At 70.2% G+C, this 21271-nt stretch carries 15 protein-coding genes; 6 read left to right on the top strand and 9 right to left on the bottom strand.

What is annotated here, in order from left to right; genetic code table 11:
* Nucleotides 1–3: 3 nt before the first annotated feature.
* The 5 genes from purH to WAE60_RS12600 all read left to right on the top strand — a co-directional run bounded on the left by purH (nt 4) and on the right by WAE60_RS12600 (nt 4921).
* Nucleotides 4–1593: a bifunctional phosphoribosylaminoimidazolecarboxamide formyltransferase/IMP cyclohydrolase gene (gene purH, locus WAE60_RS12620; protein ID WP_337686822.1), complete on the top strand. Its 1590-nt coding sequence runs from the start codon at nt 4–6 to the stop codon at nt 1591–1593.
* Nucleotides 1594–1654: 61 nt separating this feature from the next.
* Entirely contained in the window at nt 1655–3151 is a 1497-nt protein-coding gene (locus WAE60_RS12615; protein WP_337686821.1) for a phosphomannomutase/phosphoglucomutase, read from the top strand.
* Between the two features lie 120 nt (nt 3152–3271).
* A complete protein-coding gene (locus WAE60_RS12610; RefSeq protein ID WP_029910707.1) occupies nt 3272–4027 on the top strand; it encodes a prolyl oligopeptidase family serine peptidase in 756 nt (251 codons plus the stop codon).
* Between the two features lie 88 nt (nt 4028–4115).
* Nucleotides 4116–4580, top strand: a complete 465-nt coding sequence (locus WAE60_RS12605) for a hypothetical protein (RefSeq protein WP_337686820.1) — start codon at nt 4116–4118, stop codon at nt 4578–4580.
* Nucleotides 4577–4921: a hypothetical protein gene (locus WAE60_RS12600; protein WP_029910700.1), complete on the top strand. Its 345-nt coding sequence runs from the start codon at nt 4577–4579 to the stop codon at nt 4919–4921. The genes WAE60_RS12605 and WAE60_RS12600 overlap by 4 nt, the downstream gene beginning before the upstream one ends.
* Before the next feature lie 13 nt (nt 4922–4934).
* On the opposite strand, the gene WAE60_RS12595 is transcribed toward WAE60_RS12600, so the two are convergent.
* From WAE60_RS12595 to WAE60_RS12580, 4 genes are all read right to left on the bottom strand, one after another.
* Nucleotides 4935–6164, bottom strand: a complete 1230-nt coding sequence (locus tag WAE60_RS12595) for a DUF418 domain-containing protein (RefSeq protein WP_337686819.1) — start codon at nt 6162–6164, stop codon at nt 4935–4937.
* A 75-nt stretch (nt 6165–6239) separates the two neighbouring features.
* Nucleotides 6240–7559 carry an MFS transporter gene (locus tag WAE60_RS12590; RefSeq protein ID WP_337686817.1) on the bottom strand — a complete coding sequence of 440 codons (1320 nt, stop codon included), beginning with the start codon at nt 7557–7559 and terminating at the stop codon, nt 6240–6242.
* A gap of 82 nt (nt 7560–7641) precedes the next feature.
* A complete protein-coding gene (locus tag WAE60_RS12585) occupies nt 7642–12483 on the bottom strand; it encodes an NAD-glutamate dehydrogenase (protein ID WP_337686815.1) in 4842 nt (1613 codons plus the stop codon).
* Nucleotides 12484–12752: 269 nt separating this feature from the next.
* Nucleotides 12753–13898 carry an AI-2E family transporter gene (locus WAE60_RS12580; RefSeq protein WP_337686814.1) on the bottom strand — a complete coding sequence of 382 codons (1146 nt, stop codon included), beginning with the start codon at nt 13896–13898 and terminating at the stop codon, nt 12753–12755.
* A gap of 131 nt (nt 13899–14029) precedes the next feature.
* Between WAE60_RS12580 and WAE60_RS12575 the strand changes: the two genes are divergently transcribed.
* Complete coding sequence (locus tag WAE60_RS12575; RefSeq protein WP_337686813.1) at nt 14030–15574, top strand: helicase HerA-like domain-containing protein; 1545 nt, start codon at nt 14030–14032, stop codon at nt 15572–15574.
* 87 nt (nt 15575–15661) lie between these two features.
* Here WAE60_RS12575 and WAE60_RS12570 read toward each other — a convergent pair whose 3' ends face one another.
* From WAE60_RS12570 to WAE60_RS12550, 5 genes are all read right to left on the bottom strand, one after another.
* A complete protein-coding gene (locus WAE60_RS12570) occupies nt 15662–18097 on the bottom strand; it encodes an EAL domain-containing protein (RefSeq protein ID WP_337686895.1) in 2436 nt (811 codons plus the stop codon).
* A gap of 70 nt (nt 18098–18167) precedes the next feature.
* Entirely contained in the window at nt 18168–19061 is an 894-nt protein-coding gene (locus WAE60_RS12565) for a DMT family transporter (RefSeq protein WP_337686893.1), read from the bottom strand.
* Nucleotides 19062–19110: 49 nt separating this feature from the next.
* The gene (locus WAE60_RS12560) at nt 19111–19998 is read right to left on the bottom strand and encodes an SDR family oxidoreductase (protein WP_337686811.1); all 888 of its coding nucleotides are present in this window, start codon (nt 19996–19998) and stop codon (nt 19111–19113) included.
* Between the two features lie 109 nt (nt 19999–20107).
* Nucleotides 20108–20302 carry a hypothetical protein gene (locus WAE60_RS12555; protein WP_029910660.1) on the bottom strand — a complete coding sequence of 65 codons (195 nt, stop codon included), beginning with the start codon at nt 20300–20302 and terminating at the stop codon, nt 20108–20110.
* Complete coding sequence (locus WAE60_RS12550; protein WP_029910656.1) at nt 20299–21216, bottom strand: WecB/TagA/CpsF family glycosyltransferase; 918 nt, start codon at nt 21214–21216, stop codon at nt 20299–20301. The genes WAE60_RS12555 and WAE60_RS12550 overlap by 4 nt, the downstream gene beginning before the upstream one ends.
* Between the last annotated feature and the right edge of the window lie 55 nt (nt 21217–21271).

The following is a 21271-nucleotide window of genomic DNA, read 5'->3' as shown; positions in this document are numbered from 1 at the left end:
GCCGTGCCCGCCGCCCCCGACTATCCGTCCGCCCCCGATCTCGTCGCCCCCAAGCGCGCCCTGCTGTCGGTCTCCGATAAGACCGGCCTGGTCGAGGCCGCCAAGGTCCTGCACGAGGCGGGCGTCGAGCTGGTCTCGACCGGCGGCACCAAGGCCGCCATCGCCGCGGCCGGCCTGCCGGTCAAGGACGTCTCGGACCTGACGGGCTTCCCCGAGATGATGGACGGCCGGGTCAAGACCCTGCACCCGATCGTGCACGGCGGGCTGCTGGGCGTGCGCGACGCCCCCGAGCACGCCAAGGCCATGGCCGACCACGGCATCGGCGGCATCGATATCCTGTACGTGAACCTCTATCCGTTCGAGGCCACGGTCGCGAAGGGCGGTTCCTACGAGGAGTGCGTCGAGAACATCGACATCGGCGGCCCGGCCATGATCCGCTCGGCGGCCAAGAACCACGGCTATGTCGCCGTCTGCACCGACCCATCGGACCTCGCCGAAGTGCTGGAGGCCCTGAAGGCCGGCGGGACCACCCTGGTCCTGCGCAAGACCCTGGCCGCTCGCGCCTATGCCCGCACCGCGGCCTATGATGCGGCGATCTCGACCTGGTTCGCCGCCCAGCTGGGCCAGGACTTCCCGGCCCGCAAGAGCATCGCCGGCGAGCTGCGCCAGACCATGCGCTACGGCGAGAATCCACACCAGAAGGCCGCCTTCTACACCTTCCCCAACCCGCGTCCGGGCGTGGCCACGGCCACCCAGCTGCAGGGCAAGGAACTCAGCTACAACAACATCAACGACACCGACGCGGCCTTCGAGCTGATCGCCGAGTTCGATCCGGCCCAGGGCCCGGCCGTGGCGATCATCAAGCACGCCAATCCCTGCGGCGTGGCCGTCGGCAAGACCCAGCGCGAGGCCTATGAGCGGGCCCTGGCCTGCGATCCCACCAGCGCCTTCGGCGGCATCGTCGCCGTCAACAGCCGCCTGACCCGCGAGGCGGCCGAGGCCGTGGTCGAGATCTTCACCGAGGTGGTGATCGCCCCGGAAGCCGACGACGACGCCGTCGCCGTGTTCGCCGCCAAGAAGAACCTGCGCCTGCTGGTCACCGGCGGCCTGCCGGACGCCCTGTCGACCGGCGACACCTTCAAGTCGGTGGCCGGCGGCTTCCTGGTGCAATCCCGTGATGACGCGCGCATCACCGCCTCCGACCTGAAGATCGTCACCCAGCGTCAGCCCACGGACGAGGAAGTGCGCGACATGCTGTTCGCCTTCACCGTCGGCAAGCACGTCAAGTCCAACGCCATCGTCTACGCCCGCGCCGGCCAGACCCTGGGCGTCGGGGCCGGCCAGATGAACCGCAAGGACTCGGCCCGGATCGCGGCCCTGCGCGCCGCCGACTTCGGCCTGGACCTGAAGGGCTGCGCCTGCGCCTCGGAAGCCTTCTTCCCGTTCGCGGACGGCCTGATCCAGGCCGCCGAGGCCGGGGCGACGGCGATCATCCAGCCGGGCGGCTCAATGCGCGACCCCGAGGTGATCGAGGCCGCCGACAAGCTGGGCCTGACCATGGCCTTCACCGGCGTGCGGGTGTTCCGACACTAGTCTGCGACAGCGGGCGGGGTGTGGTAGCTAGGGCTGTACGAAGACTTTCGAAGCAGCCTCGATGCTCCCCACACCCCGCGCCGACCTCGTTCCCAACACCGTCGCCTACGAGAACGAGCCCCTGGTCAAGGCCACGGGGTTTCGGGAATACGACGCGCGCTGGCTGTTCGGGTCCGAGATCAACCTGCTGGGCGTCCAGGCTCTGGGCCTTGGCCTGGGGACCTACATCCACGAGCTGGGCCATTCCCGGATCGTGGTCGGCCACGACTTCCGGGGCTATTCGCTGTCGATCAAGCAGGCCCTGACCCTGGGCCTGATGAGCGCCGGCTGCGAGGTGCACGACATCGGCCTGGCCCTGTCGCCCACCGCCTATTTCGCCCAGTTCGACCTGGACATCCCCTGCGTGGCCATGGTCACCGCCAGCCACAACGAGAACGGCTGGACCGGGGTGAAGATGGGCGCCCAGAGGCCCCTGACCTTCGGCCCCGACGAGATGGCCCGCCTGAAGGCGATCGTGCTGGGCGGTGAATTCGTCGAGCGCGACGGCGGCAAGCTGGTCCGCGTCGAAGGCGAGGCCGAGCGCTATCTGGCCGACGTCGCGAGCCGCGTCCGCCTCACCCGGCCGCTGAAGGTGATCGCCGCCTGCGGCAACGGCACGGCCGGCGCCTTCGCGGTCGACGGCCTCCGGCGCATGGGCGTTTCCGAGGTGATCGGCCTGGACGCCGAGCTCGACTACACGTTCCCGAAATACAATCCGAACCCGGAAGACGCCGCCATGCTGCACGCGATGGCGGACGCCGTGCATGCGCACGGGGCCGACCTGGCCTTCGGCTTCGACGGCGATGGCGACCGCTGCGGCGTGGTCGACGACGAGGGCGTGGAGATCTTCGCCGACAAGATGGGCCTGATCCTGGCCCGCGACCTGGCCCCGCTGCACCCGGGCGCGACCTTCGTGGTCGACGTCAAGTCGACCGGCCTCTTCGCCACCGACCCGATCCTGGCCGCCCACGGCTGCAAGGTGGTCTACTGGAAGACCGGCCATAGCTACCTCAAGCGCAAGAGCGCCGAGCTGGGGGCCCTGGCCGGCTTCGAGAAGAGCGGCCACTTCTTCATGAACGGCGACCTGGGCCGCGGCTACGACTGCGGCCTGAGCGCCGCCGCCGCCATCCTGGCCATGCTGGACCGCAATCGCGGCGTGAAGCTGTCGGACCTTCGCAAGGCCCTGCCCACGGCCTTCACCTCCCTGACCATGAGCCCCCGCTGCGCCGACGAGGCGAAGTACGGCGTCGTCGACGAGGTGGTGAAGGAATACCAGGACCTGTTCGCTGCCGGCGGCTCGATCCTGGGGCGGAAGATCACCGAAGTGATCACCGTCAACGGCGCGCGGGTCCAGCTGGAGGACGGCTCCTGGGTGCTGGTCCGCGCCTCGTCCAACAAGCCCGAGGTCGTGGTGGTGGTCGAGAGCACCCGCTCCGAGGACGACATGCGCGCCCTGTTCCGCCAGGAGGTGAAGCCGCGCCTGGGCGACCGGGTCGGCGCGTACAACCAGGAAATCTGAGGTCTCGGGCCGCAGACCCCAGACGGCCAAAGAAATTGAGTTTCCGCCGCCGTTCGACCATGCTGACCGCCGGAACTTTCGCGCGGGGGCGCCGTAGGATCGCATGCTGAGCGCCGACTTATGCTGAGCGCCGACTGGGGAACCAAGGTCGCCGACGCCTCGAAGGTCTTCAAGCCCGCGGGACCGGGTCCGTTTCCGGTCGCCCTGATCCTGCACGGCTGCGGCGGCAAGACCCCGTTCCTGGAGACCTACGCCCAGGTAGCGGTGCAGGCCGGCTGGGCCGCCGTGGTGGTCGACAGCTTCAAGCCGCGCGGCATGTCCACCCTGGACGGCAAGCTGTTCGTCTGCACGGGCATGACGCTGCAGGGCCTCAAGCGCTCGGCCGACATCTTCGCCATGCTGGCCTGGCTGGAGCGCCAGCCCTGGGCCGACGCCCAGCGCGTGTTCCTGGCCGGCTGGAGCCATGGCGGCTGGTCGATCATGGACGGCTATGCGATCGGCGTGAACGCCGCCCGCGCCACCGGGATCGCCGACGCCGATCCGCTGAAGCTGCGGACCCGCGTCAAGGGCGCCCTGCTGGTCTATCCGTACGCGGCCTACCCCTCCCTCACCGCCAGCCGCGGCTGGGGCCAGGGCCCGAAGGTGTTCTCCGTGGTCGGCGGCAAGGACCAGGTGGTCGGCTGGAAATATCCGCAGAAGGCGCTGGAGCGCCTGAAGCGCGACGGCCTGGCGGTGGACACGGTCTTCTATCCCGACGCCACCCACGCCTTCGACGACGACCGCGCCAATGACCCGCGGGCCCGCTACCGCCCGGACCTGTTCAGCCAGACCCAGACCTATTTCGCCAAGGCGCTGGGCATCGTCCGCAACCTCTGAGCCCGGTCCGGCGCCCACGTCACTCCCGTGAAGATTGTGGATGGCGCGATTGTGTGCCAGGCTTGCGTCGTCTCGCGGGAGGTCTCTCATGAAGCTGGCGTCGATAGCGCGGTCCGCGCTCGTCCTGACCCTTTTGCTGGCGCCCGTCGCCTGCGCGCCCGTGGCCCCGCCGCCCAATCCCGTCGCCCAGGCCACCGCCGCCAGCCTGAAGGCCCAGACCCTGTCGCTGCTGGACGTGGCGGGCGATCCCTACGCCAACCACGCCGCCGAGGCAGCGGCCCTGACCGCGAAGATCGACGCGGCGGCCAGCGCCGCGGCCGCCGATCCGCTCAACGCCCTGTCGGCCCGGCAGTGGGACGTGCTGCGCGACCCGAACCGCGCGCTCTACGGCGGCACGATCGCGCTGTGGCAGAGCCAGGGCACGCTGGGCCCGGCTTTCCGCGACCAGAAGAAGATCCAGATCGGCCGGGCGTTCGACTACATCCTGTGCCTGGAGGCCAACAAGGCCCAGACCACCTCTTGCGGTCAACCCGAGGAAGGCGGCGCGTCATGAGCCAGTTCGACGATTTCCTGGCGGCCGCCAAGGCCAACCTCACCGTCCTGGGCAAGGACAGCTTCGACGGCTATTCCGACCAGGTGAAAGCCATGGCCGAGGCCGCGCTCGACAAGGCCAAGGTCAATCTGGCGCTCTGGACGGGCCAGTTGGCGGCCGGCCAGCTGACCCAGGCCGAGTTCGAGAACCTGGTGAAGGGCGAGACCGACCTGACCGAGATCGCCGGCTACACCGCCGCCGGCATCAGCCAGGCCGAGGCCCAGCGCCTGCGCGACGCGGTGACCGTCAGCGTGATCAACACCGCGATCGACACCTTCCTCAAGTCGCGCCCGGCCGGCTGACCGGGACGTCCGGCTAGGCCGGGACCGTCGCCGCCCCGCGCGCCCGGCGCAGGGGCATGGGGCCGCGATAGACCAGCCGCCACAGCCATTCCAGCGGCCCCATGGTGAAGCGGGCCATCCACCAGTGCGACCACAGGATCTGGACCAGCCAGATCGTCGCGACGGCGGCGGCCAGGCCCGGCCGGTCGAGCCTGTTGTACAGGCCCGGCCCGCGTCCGCCGTACAGCAGCGCCGTCATCAGGATCGACTGGGTCAGGTAGTTGGTGAAGGCCATCTGGCCCACGGGGGCCAGGACGGCGGGGATCGCCTTCCAGACCCGGGTCCGCGTCGCCATGACCATCAGACTCACATAGCCCAGGCTGACCACGGGCGCGGTGGCGCTCTGCAGCCAGCGGGCCAGGGCGCGCGGCGCCCAGGGATGATCGGGCAGGACCATGTAGAGCGTCTCGGCCATGCCGACGATCGCCAGGGCGCCCAGACCCGCCCCGATCAGGGCCTTGTAGACGCCGCCGGACGCCTTGCCGCTCAGGACGCCCAGCTTGTAGAGGCCCATGCCGATCAGCATCAGCGACAGCACCAGGATCGGCCAGGTCTGCGGCCAGGTGGTGAACGAACTGAAGGTGAAGTCCCAGAAGTCCCTGGCGTTCTGGACGAAGGACTGCTGGAAGGTCCCGGCGTACTGGACGCTGTCGGCGTGGACCTTGCCCAGGAACTTGGCCATCTCGGCCGCCGAGGGGTCCGCGCCGCCCTGGGCCGCGTGCTGCAGCAGCTTCCACGCCGACCAGCCCGACAGCGACAGGTGCACGGCGATCCCCGCCTGCAGCAGGCGCTTGGCCGGCCAAGACCGGGCCCACAGCACCAGCAGGCCGACCACCGCATAGGTGTTGAGCACGTCGCCCTGCCAGATCACGAACCCATGGAACAGACCGATGGCCAGCAGGCTGACCAGGCGCAGGATCAGGATCCGCCGGCGCTCCCCGGCGTCGGCGCCCGCGCCGTCGCCGCCGACCATCAGGATCGAGCCGCCGAACAGCATGGCGAACATCGAATAGAACTTCTGCTGGAAGAACACCTGGGTGACCCACCAGACGGCCACCGACGCGGGTTCCATGCCCAGCGGCCACAGGGTGAGGCTGGTGGCCACCGAGTGCGGCTCGGCCGCGATCGGGATGTTGCACAACAGGATGCCCAGCACCGCCAGACCCCGCAGCGAGTCCAGCAGACCAATCCGTTCCTTGACCATGCACGCCCCCGAAACGCCTACCCGCGCCAATCGGCGGCGATCCTGGACCGACTTCGCGCCGGCGACAACCCTGGGTTACGCGGCCTCGGGGCCCTGGCGCGGCACACGGGCCAGGATGACGGCGCCGGTCGCCAGGAACAGGGCCGAGACCGCCACGGCGACGCGCTGGTCGCCGATCCAGCGGGTGCCGACGGCGATGACCAGGGGCGCCAGGAAGGCCGTGGCCTTGCCCGACAGGGCGTAGAGGCCGAACCACCGCCCGCTCTCGCCCGCCGGCGCCAGCTGGGCCATCCAGGCGCGCAAGGACGCCTGGGCCGGCCCGAAGGTCAGGCCGACGAACAGCGAGAAGCCCAGGAACACCCGCTCGGGCAGGCTGGCGAACAGGCGCCCGCCCGCGACCGGCGGCGCGACCTTGATCACGAAGGCCAGGGTGTCGCGACCGACCAGCCCCACGCCGAACGCCCCGAACAGCACGACGCCGGCGGCGATCAGCACCGTGGCCTTCGAGCCCAGCCTCTGGTCCACCCGCCCGCCGATGAAGGTGCCGATCCCGGCGGCCACCGACAGGGCGATGGCGTAGAGGCCCAGCTGGGTGGTGGTCCAGCCGAACAGGCCGGCGGCCAGCACGCCGCCGAAGGCGATGAAGCTGGAGATGCCGTCGCCGAGCAGCATACGGCCGATCAGGAAGCGCAGCATCCAGGGGCGGCGCGGCAACGAGCGCACCGTGGCCCACAGCTCGGCCAACGGCTTCTGGCCGGCGATCTTGGGCGGCTGGGGCGCGATCAGCATCAGCGGCCAGGAGAAGGCCAGGAACCAGACGGCCACCAGCGGCCCAACGATGCGGTCGGGCTCGTGCAGGGCCTTGGACAGGCCCAGCATCGGGACCTTGGGCAGGGAAAAGCCCAGCAGCACCACGAACAGGCTGACCAGCGCTCCTACATAGGCCAGGGCCCAGGCCGAGCCCGACAGCCGCCCCACCTGGCCGGGCTTGGCCACCAGGGGCAGCAGGGCGTTCATCACCGAACCGCTGAGCTCGGCGCAGAGCCCGGCCACGACCAGGCAGATCAGGATCGGCAGGATGCGGCTCGCATCGCCCGGCACAGCCAGCCACAGGCCGGCGCTGGCCAGGACGAACGGGATCGCCAGGCCGATCAGCCAGACGCGCGGATTGCGCCGGGCGTCGACGCTGGCCCCGACCAGCGGGCTGAACACGGCGATCAGCAGGCCCGTGACCGCCCCCGCGTAGCCCAGCAGGCTCTGGCCCCGCGCCGCGTCGCCGACGAAGCCGGCGGCGAAATAGGGGGTGAAGATGAAGGTGGCGATCAGCGCCCAATACGGCTGCTGGGCCCACTCGTAGAGCGCCCACGCGGCCCGCTGCCGATCGCCTCTGTCCATCACGCGTCCCCCGAACGAGAGACGCTTATACGCGAAGCTTCTCCGGCTGGGGACACGCACATGTGCGTGTCCCCAATTCAGGCTACGACGCGCTCGCCAGGCCCCGCAGGGCGGCGTTGGCGATGGTCAGCTTGGCGAAGGTCCAGCCGCCGCCGGCCTGTTCGATGTCCTCGACCGTGCGCTTGGCGGCGCGGACGGCCTCGGTGCGCAGGGCGCCCCACGAGGTGACCGCCGCCTTGGCCGAGGCCTCGTCGTCGCCCGCCTGGGCGTTGGCGGCGAACTTCAGCACCGCCTGGGTGATCGCGGTCTGCTCGCTGAGCATGTCCTCGATCAGGCGGCGGACGGCCAGGCGCTCGAAGGAGTCGCCGCCGACGAACGAACCGGCCGCCGAGCGCAGGCGGTCGAAGCCGTAGGCCGCGCCCACCTGGTGGTAGAGGCGGGCCACGTTCTCGACCGACCAGCTGGAGGCGTTGCCCAGGTCGACCAGGTCGGCGGCCGTGGTCACCGGCTGCAGGGCCGCCACGGCCAGGGCCAGGGCCTCGGGCGCGCCGTCGGCGACATAGGCCTTGGCCCGCTTGGCCACGGTCTTCTGCTCGAACGGCGACAGGATGGCCGTGCCCAGGCCCGACAGCGCCTTGACCGACGGCCCGTAGGCCTCGACCAGCTGCTTGACGGTGGACTTGTCCTTGAACGCCCGGCGGGCCAGCCAGAAGGTCAGGCTGCGCTGGGCGTAGGCCAGGGCCTTGTACAGGGCCAGCTGGCCGCCGGCCGAGGCCTTGCCGTCCAGGGCCGAGACCTGGTCCCACAGGGCGTCGACGCCCAGGATCTCGCGGGCCGCGGCGAAGGCGATGACCAGGGCCGTGGTGTCGCAGCCGGCGGCGGCCTTCAGGCGGCTCGGGAAGGTCGGGCCGCACATGTTGATCATCTGGTTGTCCAGCACCGTGGCGATGATCTCGCGCCGCAGGCGGTGCTGCTGCATGGCCTCGCCGTACTGGCCCAGGGCCGGCGGGAAGTAGCCCTTCAGCGTCGTCTCGAACCACGGATCGTCCGGCGCCTGGGAGGCGACGATGTCGTCGAACAGGTCGATCTTGCCGTAGGCCAGCAGGACGGCCATTTCCGGCCGGGTCAGGCCCTTGCCGGCCTTCTCGCGCTCGGCCAGGGCCGCCGCCTCGGGCAGGCCCTCGACCTTGCGGTCCAGCCGTCCCTTGGCCTCCAGCTCGGCCATGAACCGGGCCTGGGACTCCACCTCCGAGACCGCGTCGCTCTCCATCAGCGACAGGGCCAGGGTCTGGTCGTAGTTGTCGGCCAGGACGTGGCTGGCCACGTCGTCGGTCATGGTCGGCAGCAGCTGGTTGCGGCTCTCGCGGGTCAGCTTGCCGCCGCGCTCCAGGATCCCGGTCAGGATCTTGATGTTGACCTCGTGGTCGGAGCTGTCGACGCCGGCCGAGTTGTCGATGGCGTCGGTGTTGATGTGGCCGCCAGCCTGGGCGAACTCGATGCGGCCCGCCTGGGTCAGGCCCAGATTGGCGCCTTCGCCCACCACCTTGACCCGCAGGTCGGCGCCGTTGACGCGGATGGCGTCGTTGGCCTTGTCGCCGGCCTCGGCGTTGGTCTCGCCCTTGGCCTTCACATAGGTGCCGATGCCGCCGAGGTAGAGCAGCTCGGCCTTCGACTTGAGGATCGCGGTCAGCAGCTCGGCCGGCGAGACGCTCTCGGCCTTGATCTCGAACAGGGCCCGGACTTCCGGCGACAGCGGGATGGTCTTCAGCGAGCGGGCGAAGACCCCGCCGCCCGGGGAGATCAGGCTCTTGTCGTAGTCGTCCCACGACGAGCGCGGCAGCTTGAACATCCGGTCGCGCTCGGCCCACGACTTGGCCGCGTCCGGATCGGGGTCCAGGAAGATGTGGCGATGATCGAAGGCGGCCAGCAGCCGGGTCTGCTTGGACAGCAGCATGCCGTTGCCGAACACGTCGCCCGACATGTCGCCCACGCCCACGGCGGTGAACGGCTCGGACTGGATGTCCTTGCCAAGCTCGCGGAAGTGGCGCTTGACCGCTTCCCAGGCGCCGCGGGCGGTGATGCCCATGACCTTGTGGTCGTAGCCCACCGAGCCGCCGGAGGCGAAGGCGTCGCCCAGCCAGAAGCCGTAGTCCTCGGCCACGCCGTTGGCGATGTCGGAGAAGGTGGCCGTGCCCTTGTCGGCGGCGACGACAAGATAGGGGTCCTCGCCGTCATGGGCGATCACCCCGGCCGGCGGAACGATCTTGTTGTCGGCGTCGATGTTGTCGGTGATGTCCAGCAGGCCCGACAGGAAGGTCTTGTAGGCGCGGATCGCCTCGGCCTGGATGGCGTCGCGGTCGCCGCCGCGCGGCAGGTTCTTGGGGAAGAAGCCGCCCTTGGAGCCGACCGGCACGATGACCGCGTTCTTGACCTGCTGGGCCTTGACCAGCCCCAGCACCTCGGTGCGGAAGTCGTCGCGGCGGTCGGACCAGCGCAGGCCGCCGCGGGCGACGGGGCCGAAGCGCAGGTGCACGCCCTCGACGTGCGGGGCCGAGACGTAGATCTCGCGATAGGGCTTGGGGGCCGGCAGGTCCTCCAGCTCGCGCGAGGCGATCTTGTAGCTGATGTAGGGCTTGGGCTCGCCGTCGGGGCCGACCTGGAAGAAGTTGGTCCGCTGGATGGCGCCGATCAGGGCGGCGATGCGGCGCAGGACGCGGTCGGCGTCCAGGCTCTCCACCGCCTGCAGGGCCTCGACGATGCTGGCCTGCACGGCCTTGGCCTGCTCCTCGCGGGCGGCCAGGTCGGCGTGCACGGCCGGGTCGAACTTGATGCGGAACAGGTCGAGGATCAGGCGGGTGACGCCCGGGTTGTCCGACAGCGCCTGCTCCTGCACGCCCTGGCTGGGGTCCAGGCCCGACTGCTGGCGATAGCGGGCCAGGGCGCGGACCAGGGCGGCCTCGCGCCAGCCGACGCCCAGCTCCAGCACCAGCCGGTTGAAGCCGTCGCTCTCGGCGCGACCGGTCCAGATGGCGACGAAGGCGGCCTCGAAGGCGGTCTTGATGTCGCCGAACGACAGGTGCTCGCCGCGCTCGTCGCGCAGGACGAATTCGTGGACCCAGAGCTTTTCACCGCCCGGGGTCAGCTTGAAGCCGTCCTCGATCAGGGCCTTCAGGCCCATGTGCTCCAGGATCGGCAGCACGTCGGCCAGGGGCGCGGCGGCGCCGGGGCGATAGAGCTTGAAGCGGAAGGTCAGCTTGTCGTCGTCAGCGCGGCGGAAGGCGCGGACCCGCACGGCCTCGTCGGCGGCCAGGTCGTCGACCACGGCCAGGTCGGCCAGGGCCTCGGCGGCGTCGTACTGGTCGCGATAGCCCGGCGGGAAGGCGGCCTGCCAGCGGGCCAGGGTCTGGACCACGCGGCCCGGGGCCCCGCCGTCGCGGACGGCGGCCTCGAAGCGGTCCTCCCAGGTGCGGGCGGTCTCGGCGACGGCGGCTTCCAGCGCGGCCAGGTCCGGCTCGCCGTGCTTGCCCGGCGTCACGCCGATCACATAGTGCACGCGGGCCAGGGGCGCGTCGGAGAAGCTGGGATAGTAGGCGCTGACCCGGCCTTCGTAGGCGTCGGCCAGGATCTTGCCGGCCCGCTCGCGCACGCCGCTGTCGTAGCGCTCGCGCGGCACGAACATCAGCACCGAGATGAAGCGGTCGAACGGATCGTTGCGGGCGAACAACCGCACGCGCGGCCGGTCGTAGAGGTGCAGCACCCCCATGGCCATCGACAACAGTTCGTCTTCCGAGATCTGGAACAGCTCGTCGCGCGGCCAGGTCTCCAGGATGTTGCGCAGGCGCTTGCCGCTGTGGCCCTCGGGATCCTTGCCGGCCTCCTTGAGGACGTGCTTCACCTTGCGGCGGATCACCGGCACCTCGTGGGCGGGCGTCTCGTAGGCTTCGGCGGTGAACAGGCCCACGAACCGGACCTCGCCCGAGGGCTTGCCGTCGGCGCCGTACCGGCGCACCCCGACATAGTCCATGTAGCCGCGACGGTGGACCTTGGAGCGCAGGTTCGACTTGGCCACCACCAGGGGCGCGCCCAGCAGCAGGTGGTCGCGGACCTGGGGCGACAGGATCGCCGGCTCGCTGCCCCGGCGCAGCACGGTCAGGGTCTGGTCGCGCAGCACGCCCAGGCTGCCCTCGGGCTGGTACAGCGGCTCCTCGGCCGCGTAGCCGCCGTCGGGCGTGCGGGGATATTCGTAGACCCGGGCGCCCAGGAACACGAACCGGTCGCCCTCCAGCCAGTCCAGGAAGTCCAGGCTTTCCTCGCGCTGGTTCTCGGCGATCGGCGCCTTGGAGGCGCGCAGTTCGTCGATCGTGCGGCGGATCAGGGCCTTCATGGCGTCGAAGTCGTCGACGGCCAGCTGAACGTCGGCCAGGGCGTCGCGGACGGCCTCGACCAGGGCGGCCTCGCGGTCCTCGCCCACCGGGGCCAGATAGACCTGGATCATCGAGCGGCGGCCGGCGGGGGTCGCGATCACCGGGTGGAACATGGCCCGCACCGAGAAGCCCTGCTCGGCGATGGCCCCCATGATGCTGTCGACCAGGAACGGGCGGTCGGGCTGGACGATCTCCAGCAGGTCGCTCTTCAGGTCCGTCCCGCCATCCAAGCCAGGGGCGGCCCGGACCGCCGGGCGAACGCGGATGCAGAGCGGCTCGCAGGCGGCTTCGCCGAAGCGCCAGAAGTCGACCAGGGCGTGGGCGATGTCGCCGGCCTCGAAGCCCGGCAGCTCCTCGGCCGACCAGTCCTCCTGGACCTGGGCGGCGAACTGGGCCTGCGGTGCGGTGAGCGTCTCCTGCCCCAGGGCCTTGCCGAAGGCCGAAACCAAGCCGCTCGAAGGGGTAGCGGCTGCCTTGGGGTCAAGTTTTGCACCGACCATGGGATTTCCTCGCGAATTTTTGGCGACAACCTAGCCCTTCCCGGCCAGGTTTCAACCTTAACCAGGGAAAAGCACGGAATATCTTACCAAGGCGGAAATCCCAGGCGGCGGACACGGAAGCGCCGCCGGTTGGGGGGAACCGGCGGCGCGGGCCCGCCGGGGGGAGGCGGGCGATTCCGCGTCGGACGCTCCAGGAAAACGGTCTGCGTCGCGCGGGGTCGGCATGGGGGGCTGCCGACAGGATGTAGATAGGAAGGCCATTTGGGATTTTAAGCCCCCTTGGTCGACTTCTGTCGCGAAGACGACTCCGCGCCGGTTTTTTTGTCCGGCGGCGACTTGCCGGAGGCGCCCGGCGACCTGCGGTTCAGGCTGTCGCCGCTGGGATCGCCGTCTTCCGACAGCAGGATGGCGATCCAGCGCGTGCCGTCGAACTGGGCCAGGATCAGCATCGCCGCCACGGTCAGGGGCGTGGACAGGAACATGCCGGTCACGCCCCACAGGGCGCCCCAGACCGCAAGGGACAGCAGGACGACGGTCGGGTCCATGTTCAGGCTGTCGCCCTGCATGCGCGGATAGATCACGTTGCCGACCACGAAGAAGATCAGCTCCAGGCAGCCGAACAGGATCAGGGCCGGCCAGAAGCTGTCGGGGAACTGCACCAGGGCGAACAGCGGCGGCAGGATGCAGCCGATCGCGCCGCCGATGATCGGGATGTAGGCGGCCACGAAGATCAGGAAGGCCCAGAACAGGGCGTTGTCCAGCCGCAGCAGCATCATCACCACCCAGGCGGCGACGGCGATCATCAGGCCGGTGACGGTCTGGATCCACAGGTACTGCTCCACCCCGTTGCGGATGCGCTGGAACAGCTGCATCGCGCCGTCGCGCTCGGCATGGTGGGGATAGAGCGCGACGATCTTGCGACTGAACCCCCGCCGCGAGGCGATGATGAAGCCCAGATAGATCAGCACCAGGATGGCGCTGGAGGCGAAGTTCTGCAGGCTCTGGGCGGCGGCCCCCGCGTATTTGCTGGGATTGAGCTGGTTGATCAGGTCGCCGATCGTCGGCGCCACCTTGATGCCGACCAGGGAAGCCACCTTGGCGATCACCTCGTTCAGCCGCGGGGCGTAGTCGCGGATCTGGCTCACGAACTCCGCGCCGTTCGACGTCACCACCCAGACCGCGCCGGCGAACATGCCGATCGACAGGACGATGGCGCTGGGCAGGGCCAGGGCCTTGGGAAAGCGCGGCACCCGTTCGATCAGCACGCGGGCGAAACTGTCGATCATCACGGCCAGGAACACGGCCATGGCCAGGGGCGTCAGGATGTCCTGCATCCAGTACAGCGCCGCGCCGCCGGCGATGACCGCCAGGAACACCAGGGCGTTACGACCGGTGATCGACGCGGGAATGGCCATCGGGGATATCTCTTTCTCGGTCGGCGTCGGCTAGAGCGTCTGCATAAAGACTGGGGCCACATTGCGCGAGCCGATTGGCGGCGCGCAAGGCCGGGGCTAGGCTTAAGTCCCCAATGTGAAGGACGTTGCGTATGACCCTGGCGATCGGCGAAGGCGAAATCCTCATCGGGCTCAGCCAGGGAGGGGCCGGCGACGGGCCGGTGACCCAGCGCCTGGACCGCTCCAACCGCCACGGCGTGGTGGCCGGCGCGACCGGAACGGGCAAGACGGTCACCCTCCAGGTCATGGCCCAGGCCTTCGCCGACGCGGGCGTTCCGGTGTTCGCCGCCGACGTGAAGGGCGACCTCTCCGGCGTGGCCATGACCGGCGCGCCGAACGCCCAGATGCAGGAGCGCGCCGCGTCCATGGGCCTGGCCCTGACCCCGTCCGCCCCGCCCGTGGTGTTCTGGGACCTGTTCGGCCAGAAGGGCCACCCGATCCGCACCACCATCTCCGAGATGGGCCCGGTGCTGCTGTCGCGGCTGCTCGAGCTGAACGACGTGCAGGAAGGCGTGCTGACCGTGGTCTTCCACGTCGCCGACCAGGACGGCCTGCTGCTGCTGGACCTGAAGGACCTGCAGGCAGCCCTGAAATACGTCGCCGACCACGCCGCCGAGATCGGCACGCAATACGGCAACGTCTCGCCGGCCACGGTGGGCGCAATCCAGCGCAAGCTGCTGACCCTGCAGAGCCAGGGGGCCGAGAACTTCTTCGGCGAACCGGCCCTGAAGCTGGCCGACATCATGCGCACCGACGCGGCCGGGCGCGGCTACGTCAACCTGCTGGCGGCCGACCGGCTGATCCAGTCGCCCAAGCTCTATTCGACCTTCCTGCTGTGGCTGCTGTCGGAGCTGTTCGAGGAGCTGCCCGAGGTGGGCGACCCGGACAAGCCCAAGCTGGTGTTCTTCTTCGACGAGGCCCACCTGCTGTTCAACGACGCGGAAGAGCCGCTGCTGGAGAAGATCGAGCAGGTCGTGCGGCTGATCCGTTCGAAGGGCGTGGGCATCTATTTCGTCACCCAGAACCCGGCCGACATCCCCGACGCCGTGTTGGGCCAGCTGGGCGCGCGGGTGCAGCACGCGCTGCGGGCCTACACCCCGGCCGACCAGAAGGGCCTGAAGGCCGCCGCCCAGTCGTTCCGCGAGAACCCCGCCTTCGACACGGCCGACACCATCCAGGCCCTGGGCGTGGGCGAGGCGCTGATCTCGACCCTGGACGCCAAGGGCGCGCCCTGCATGGTCCAGAAGACCCTGATCCGCCCGCCGGCCTCGCGCCTGGGTCCGCTGACGCCGGAGGAGCGCGCCGCCCTGATCGCCCGGAGCCCGGTCGCCGGGCTCTACGACCAGGCGCTGGACCGCGAGTCCGCCTACGAGATCCTGCAGGGCCGCGCGGTCCAGGCCCAGCGGCAGGCCCAGGACGCCGCCACGGCGGCCGAGGCCGAGCGCCAGCGCGCGGCCGCCGAAAAGGTCCGGGAACGGGAGGAAGCGCGCGAGGCCCGGGCCGCGCCGCGTCCCCGGGCGTCCAGCCGCCAGTCCGTGGCTGAGGCGTTCGCCACCTCGCTGGTCCGCACGATCGCCAGCCAGGCCGGCCGCGAGATCATGCGCGGCCTGCTGGGCGGCATGTCGCGGCGGCGGTAGGTCGCCAGAGCGTGACAGCCGAAAGTGGAAGCCGGTTTCGGCGCCCGTCACGCTCCAAACGTTTGAACTAGAGCCCGTTATCGGGCTCTAAGCGGCCTTGCGGCGGCGCGGCTTCTTCGGCGCGGCTTCCGGCTTGTAGGCCGAGGTCGCGCTGGCCAGGGTCCAGGCTGAAATGGCGTCGACGGGCGAAGGGCGGCCAATGGCGTAGCCCTGCAGCTCGGCGCAGTTCTCGCCGCGCAGGAAGTCGATCTGCTCCTGGGTCTCCACGCCCTCGGCCACGCACGGGATCTCCAGGCTGCGGCCCAGGCCCAGCACGGCGCGGACGATCACGGTCGCGCGGTCGTGGCGGTGGATGTTCTCGACGAAGCTCTTGTCGATCTTGATCTTGTCGAACGGGAACGACTGCAGGGTCGATAGGGACGAGAAGCCGGTGCCGAAGTCGTCCATGGCGATGCGCACGCCCAGGGCCTTCAGCCGGCGCAGGTTGTCAAGCGCGCGCTGATAGTCCTTGAACAGGGCGCTTTCGGTGATCTCCAGCTCCAGCCGCTTGGGCGACAGGCCGGTGGCCACCAGCACCTCGTGCACCAGGGTCGGCAGGTTGGGCTGGTTCAGCTGCAGCGGCGACAGGTTGACCGCGATGCGCAGCGGGCGCTCCCAGGTGACGGCGTCGGCGCAGGCGCGACGCAGGACCCACTCGCCCAGCTGGGTGATCAGGCCGTTCTCCTCGGCGACCGGGATGAACTCCAGCGGCGGGACCATGCCGCGCACCGGGTGGTTCCAGCGCACCAGGGCCTCGAAGCCGCACACCTCGCCGTCGGCCGCCTTGGCCAGCGGCTGGTAGTAGACGACCAGGTCCTCGTCGGCGATCGCCTGACGCAGCTCGCGGGCCAGGGTCCGGCGCTCGCGGATCGACTCGTCCATCTCGCGCTTGAAGAAGCGATAGGCGCCGCGGCCGCTTTCCTTGGCGCGGTACAGGGCCATGTCGGCGTTGGCCAGCAGGGCCTCGGCGGTGCGGCCGTCGTCGGGGAACAGCGACACGCCCAGGCTGGCGCCCATGGCCAGCTCCTGGCCTTCGTGGGTCGCCGGGGCCGCCAGGGCCTCCAGCAGCCGGCCGGCCAGTTCGGCGGCGGCGGCGGGCTGGTCGCCGGCGGCCACCTGGACGACGATGAACTCGTCGCCGCCGAGGCGGGCCGCGAAGGACGGGGCCGTCAGGCTGTCCTGCAGACGACGCGCGGTCTCGACCAGCAGGGCGTCGCCCGCCAGGTGGCCGTGCAGGTCGTTGGCTTCCTTGAAGTGGTCAAGGTCGATGCAGATCAGCGACAGGCTCTCGCCCGAGGCCTCGACGCGGTCGAGGGCGGCGGCCAGGCGGGCCTGCAGCGAATTGCGGTTGGGCAGGCCGGTCAGGCCGTCGTGTTCGGCCAGATAGCGGATCTTCTCCTCGGCCGAGCGGCGTTCGCGCAGGTCGCGGACCGCCAGCACCGTCAGGCCCGAGGTCTCCTGGCGGGCGCCGTCGTCCATCAGGCGCGAGAACACCTCGACCGGGATCGCCCGGCCGCCGTCGGCCGGTTGCAGCACGCCTTCGCGGCGCACGCCCTCGCGGGGCGGCCCGTCGGTGTCGAAGGTCAGCAGGTTGGACAGGGGCGAGCGCAGCAGGCCGTCCAGGTCGACGCCCACCAGCTCGCAGAAGGCGGCGTTGGCGTCGTTGATGCGGCCGTCCTGGACCACCACGATGCCCTCGTAGGCGGCGTTGGCCAGGCGGCGGATGCGGTCCAGGGCCGAGCGGCTGGTCGAGGACTCGATGGCCACCGCGCCCAGGCCGCCCAGGATGATCATGCCGGTGATCGAGGTCACGGCCAGGGTCAGGATCGCGCCCGACAGCATCTGGTCGGGCACGTTGATCGAAGGATCGGGCACGATGGTGATCGCGCCCATGCCGATGAAGTGCAGGGCGCAGACGCCCAGGGTCAGGATCGCGCCCCCGCCCAGCTGCTTGAGCAGGCTGCGCGCGCGGCCGGCCAGCTGCAGCGCGCCCGCCGCGCCGACGACGCCGGCCAGGACCGACAGGGCGATGACGGCCTGCTCCCACTGCACGAAGCCCTGGGTCACGAAGGCCGACATGCCGGTGTAGTGCATGGCGGCGATGCCCATGCCCAGGATCAGGCCGCCGGCGAAGTCGTTGGTCCGCGTGCGCTGGGCCGAGGCCACGGCGAAGCCGCCGGCCATGAACAGCACCGCGATCATCAGCGACAGCAGGGTGCCCGAAGGGCTGTAGCCGGTCTTCAGGCCGGGGCTGTAGGCGACCATGGCGATGAAGTGGGTGGCCCAAACGCCCGATCCGGCCACCAGGCCGGTCAGCAGCAGCCACGCGGCCCGGACCACGCCCTTGGCTCCGCGCATGCGCGAATAGAGCCGGAACGCCGTGAAGCAGGCGGCGAAGCAGATCAGTCCGGCGACCACGACCAAACGCAGGTCATGCTCCGTCGTCAGGCAGGTCAAAACCTTCAGCAAGCGCAGGTCCCCCAGGGCATTCGTCCTATGAATACCGGGGAAGATGCAAAAAAAGCGTTTCGCTATAAGGCCGTGTTCTGAAGGCCTAGTCCACGGCCTCGGCGAGGCCCTTGCGCCGCGACAGCTGATGCTCCCGCCAGCTGATGAAGAGGGTCGAGGCCACGACGATCGCCGCGCCCAGCAGCACGGCCGAGCTGGGCGTCTCGTGGAACAGCACCAGGCCGGCGACCACCGCGAACACCAGGCGGGTATAGTCGATCGGCGCCATCACCGCCGCCTCGCCCGCCTCCATGCCCTTGATGTAGCAGCCCTGGGTCAGGGTGCCGATCACGCCCATCAGGGCCAGCAGGCCCAGGTCCGGCCAGGTGGGCCAGCGCCAAACGAACAGGGCCGGCGGAATCGAGAAGACCAGGCCCAGCCCGGCCGCGTAGACCAGCAGGGTGAAGGGCGAATGGTCGCGGGTCATCACCTTCATGCCGGTGATGGTCAGGGCGAACAGCAGGGCCGAGGCCAGGGCCGCGGCCTGCGGCCAGCCCAGCCAGTGGGCCGCGCCCGCCCCGCCCGGCTTCAGCATGACCAGCACCCCGACGAAGCCGACCAGGGCCGCGCCGATCCGCAGGGGTCCGACCGGCTCGCGCAGCACCAGCCCCGCCAGCGGCACCAGCCACAGGGTGCGGGTGAACGACAGGGCGTTGGCGTCGGCCAGCGGCAGTTCCTGATAGGCGTAGAAGGCCAGGATCATCGCCAGCACCCCGGCGCTTGACCGGAAGACCAGGATGCCGGGCCGCGTGGTCCGCAGGGCCCCGCGCCAGTCGCGCGCCACCAGCGGCAGCAGGATCACCGCCCCCGCCAGCTGCCGGTAGAAGGTCTGCAGCGCGGCCGGATAGCCCGCGCCCAGATACTTGATCAGGGTGGTCATGGCGGTGAACAGCACCGCCGAGGCCAGCATCCACAACGCCCCGCGCAGGTTCGGCGTCAGGCGGGACCCGAACGCCCGCCCGGCGGCGATCACGCCCACCGGGCCGGGCTCACTGGGTTTGCGAGGCGATCATCGCCGCCCGCATCTGCTCGGCCTGTTCCGGCGTGATGCCCATGGCCGAGAGCAGCGGCGAGGGCGAGGCGCGGTCCCAGGCGTGGCGGCCGCCGACCGTGATCCCGCCGTCCACCACAATGTGCGTGCCGGTGACGAACTCGGAATCGTCGCTGGCCAGGTAGAGGGCGGCGCGGGCGATGTCGTCGGGCAGGCCGGCCTTGGGGATCGGCTGGATCTTCGGCCCGACCTCAGCGACGCGGGCGGCCATCTGGTCGGCGACCTCGCGCGGGAGGCCCATCGAGGCGCCGAAGATCGAGGTGGCGATCAGGCCGGGGCAGATGGCGTTGACCCGGACCTTCAGCGGCGACAGCTCGGCGGCCGCGCACTTGCTCATGTGGATCACCGCCGCCTTGGCCGTCGAATAGGCCAGGGGCCCGAAGCCCGCCTGCAGGCCGGCGATCGAGGCGGTGTTGATGATGCTGCCGCCGCCGCGCTCCAGCATCGGCGGCAGGGCGTGCTTCATGCCCAGCACCGGCCCGCGCAGCAGCAGGGCGAAGGTCGCGTCCCAGCCCTCGGCGGTCATGTCGGCCACGCCGTTGGGCGCGCCGCCCATGCCGGCGTTGTTGAACAGGATGTCGAGGCCGCCGAAGGCCTCCTGCGCCAGCTCCACCGCCGCGGCGATCTGGCTTTCGTGGGTGACGTCGCACGGCGCGAAGCGGACCTTGCCGGGGAAACGCTTCTCCAGCATCGCCCCCTTCTCGGCCTGCAGGTCGGCGGCGACGACGCTCGCGCCCTGCGCCACGAACAGTTCCACCGTTCCCAGGCCGATGCCCGAGCACCCGCCGGTGACCACCGCAACCTTGCCGTCCAGACGTCCCGTCATGCGCCGCTCCCTTCGGCCGCGCGCGACCTCTCGAGGAACGGGCCGCTGCGTCAGGCGCGAGCATCCTGGCGCGCCGGAGCGCGCATGGCTAGAAATAAGTGAACAGCGTTCAGGCTTGTTGGCGGGCGAGCGCCGGCTGCAGGCGGCTGGCGGCCAGGCTGAACAGCAGCCACACCGCGCAGGGCAGCAGGAACACCGCCCAGGCCAGGACCAGACCGGCCAGGCCGAACACCGCCGCGACGCGCTGCGCCAGGCGGGGCCGTTCGACCTTCCCGGCCGGCGGCAGATAGATCTTCAAGCTCATCGTCCCCCCAGACTGTCAGAGCGCGCTAAATCCGCCGCCCGCGCATACTCGGCACGGGGGGCTTCGGACCCTTTGCGGGAAGCGGCCTGCCTGGCAATCGCTTTCCCCAAATCGCGTATAGCCGGGCCCATCAGGTGCCAGGGCTCCACGCAGTAGCGGGTGAACAGGCGCTGGGGGTCGACGGCCAGGCGAAACAGCCATTCCATGCCCACCTGCCCCATCCAGCGGGGCGAGGGCCGCTGGACGCCGGCCTCGTAGTCGAACGCCCCGCCGACCGTGAAGGTCACGCAGGCGCCTAGCCTGGACTGGTTTTCCAGGACCCAGATTTCCTGGCGCGGCATGCCCATGCCGACCAGCACGATGTCGGGCCGGTAGGCGTTGATCGCGTCGACCACCGCCTGGTTCTCGGCCGAGCCTGAGGTCGCGTCGAAATAGCCGTGATGGGTGGCGAGTTGCGCGCCCGGCCAGTCGGCCCGGATGCGGGCGGCCGCCTTCTCGCCGACGCCCGGGGCGCCGCCCACGAAGAAGACCTTCCAGTTCTCGCGGATGGCCCGCTCCCAGAAGGCGTCGCGCCAGTCCAGATAGGTGCAGCGGTGGAAGCGGCGGCTGGCCCGGCCGACGATGCGCGCCCAGAAGATCACCGGCACCGAGTCGACCTCGATCAGGTCGGACTTGCGGAAGAACTCGGCGATCCGCTCGTCCTTGCGGATCAGGTACAGGCTGTGGAGGTTGTGGTTGGCGACCACGGCGCTTTCGCGCGCGGCGATCTTGCCGGCCACGAAGTGGAAGACTTCCTCGGGACGGACCAGGTCCATCGAACCGCCGAGAACCTGCACCCGCTCTTCCGGGCGGCGGTTCAGACGGAAGTTCTGACGCACCTCTGGAGAGAATGCGTCCCTCGCTGGAAGAAACATCTTGGCCCGACTCCGACGACTTGGAGCACAGGTCTACAGGAACAGGCTTAGCCGT

The organism is Caulobacter sp. CCG-8 (genome assembly GCF_037402475.1).
Taxonomy (GTDB): Bacteria; Pseudomonadota; Alphaproteobacteria; order Caulobacterales; family Caulobacteraceae; genus Caulobacter.
Note: the sequence above shows the minus strand (reverse complement) of the source record. Positions and strands in the feature narration are given on the sequence as shown.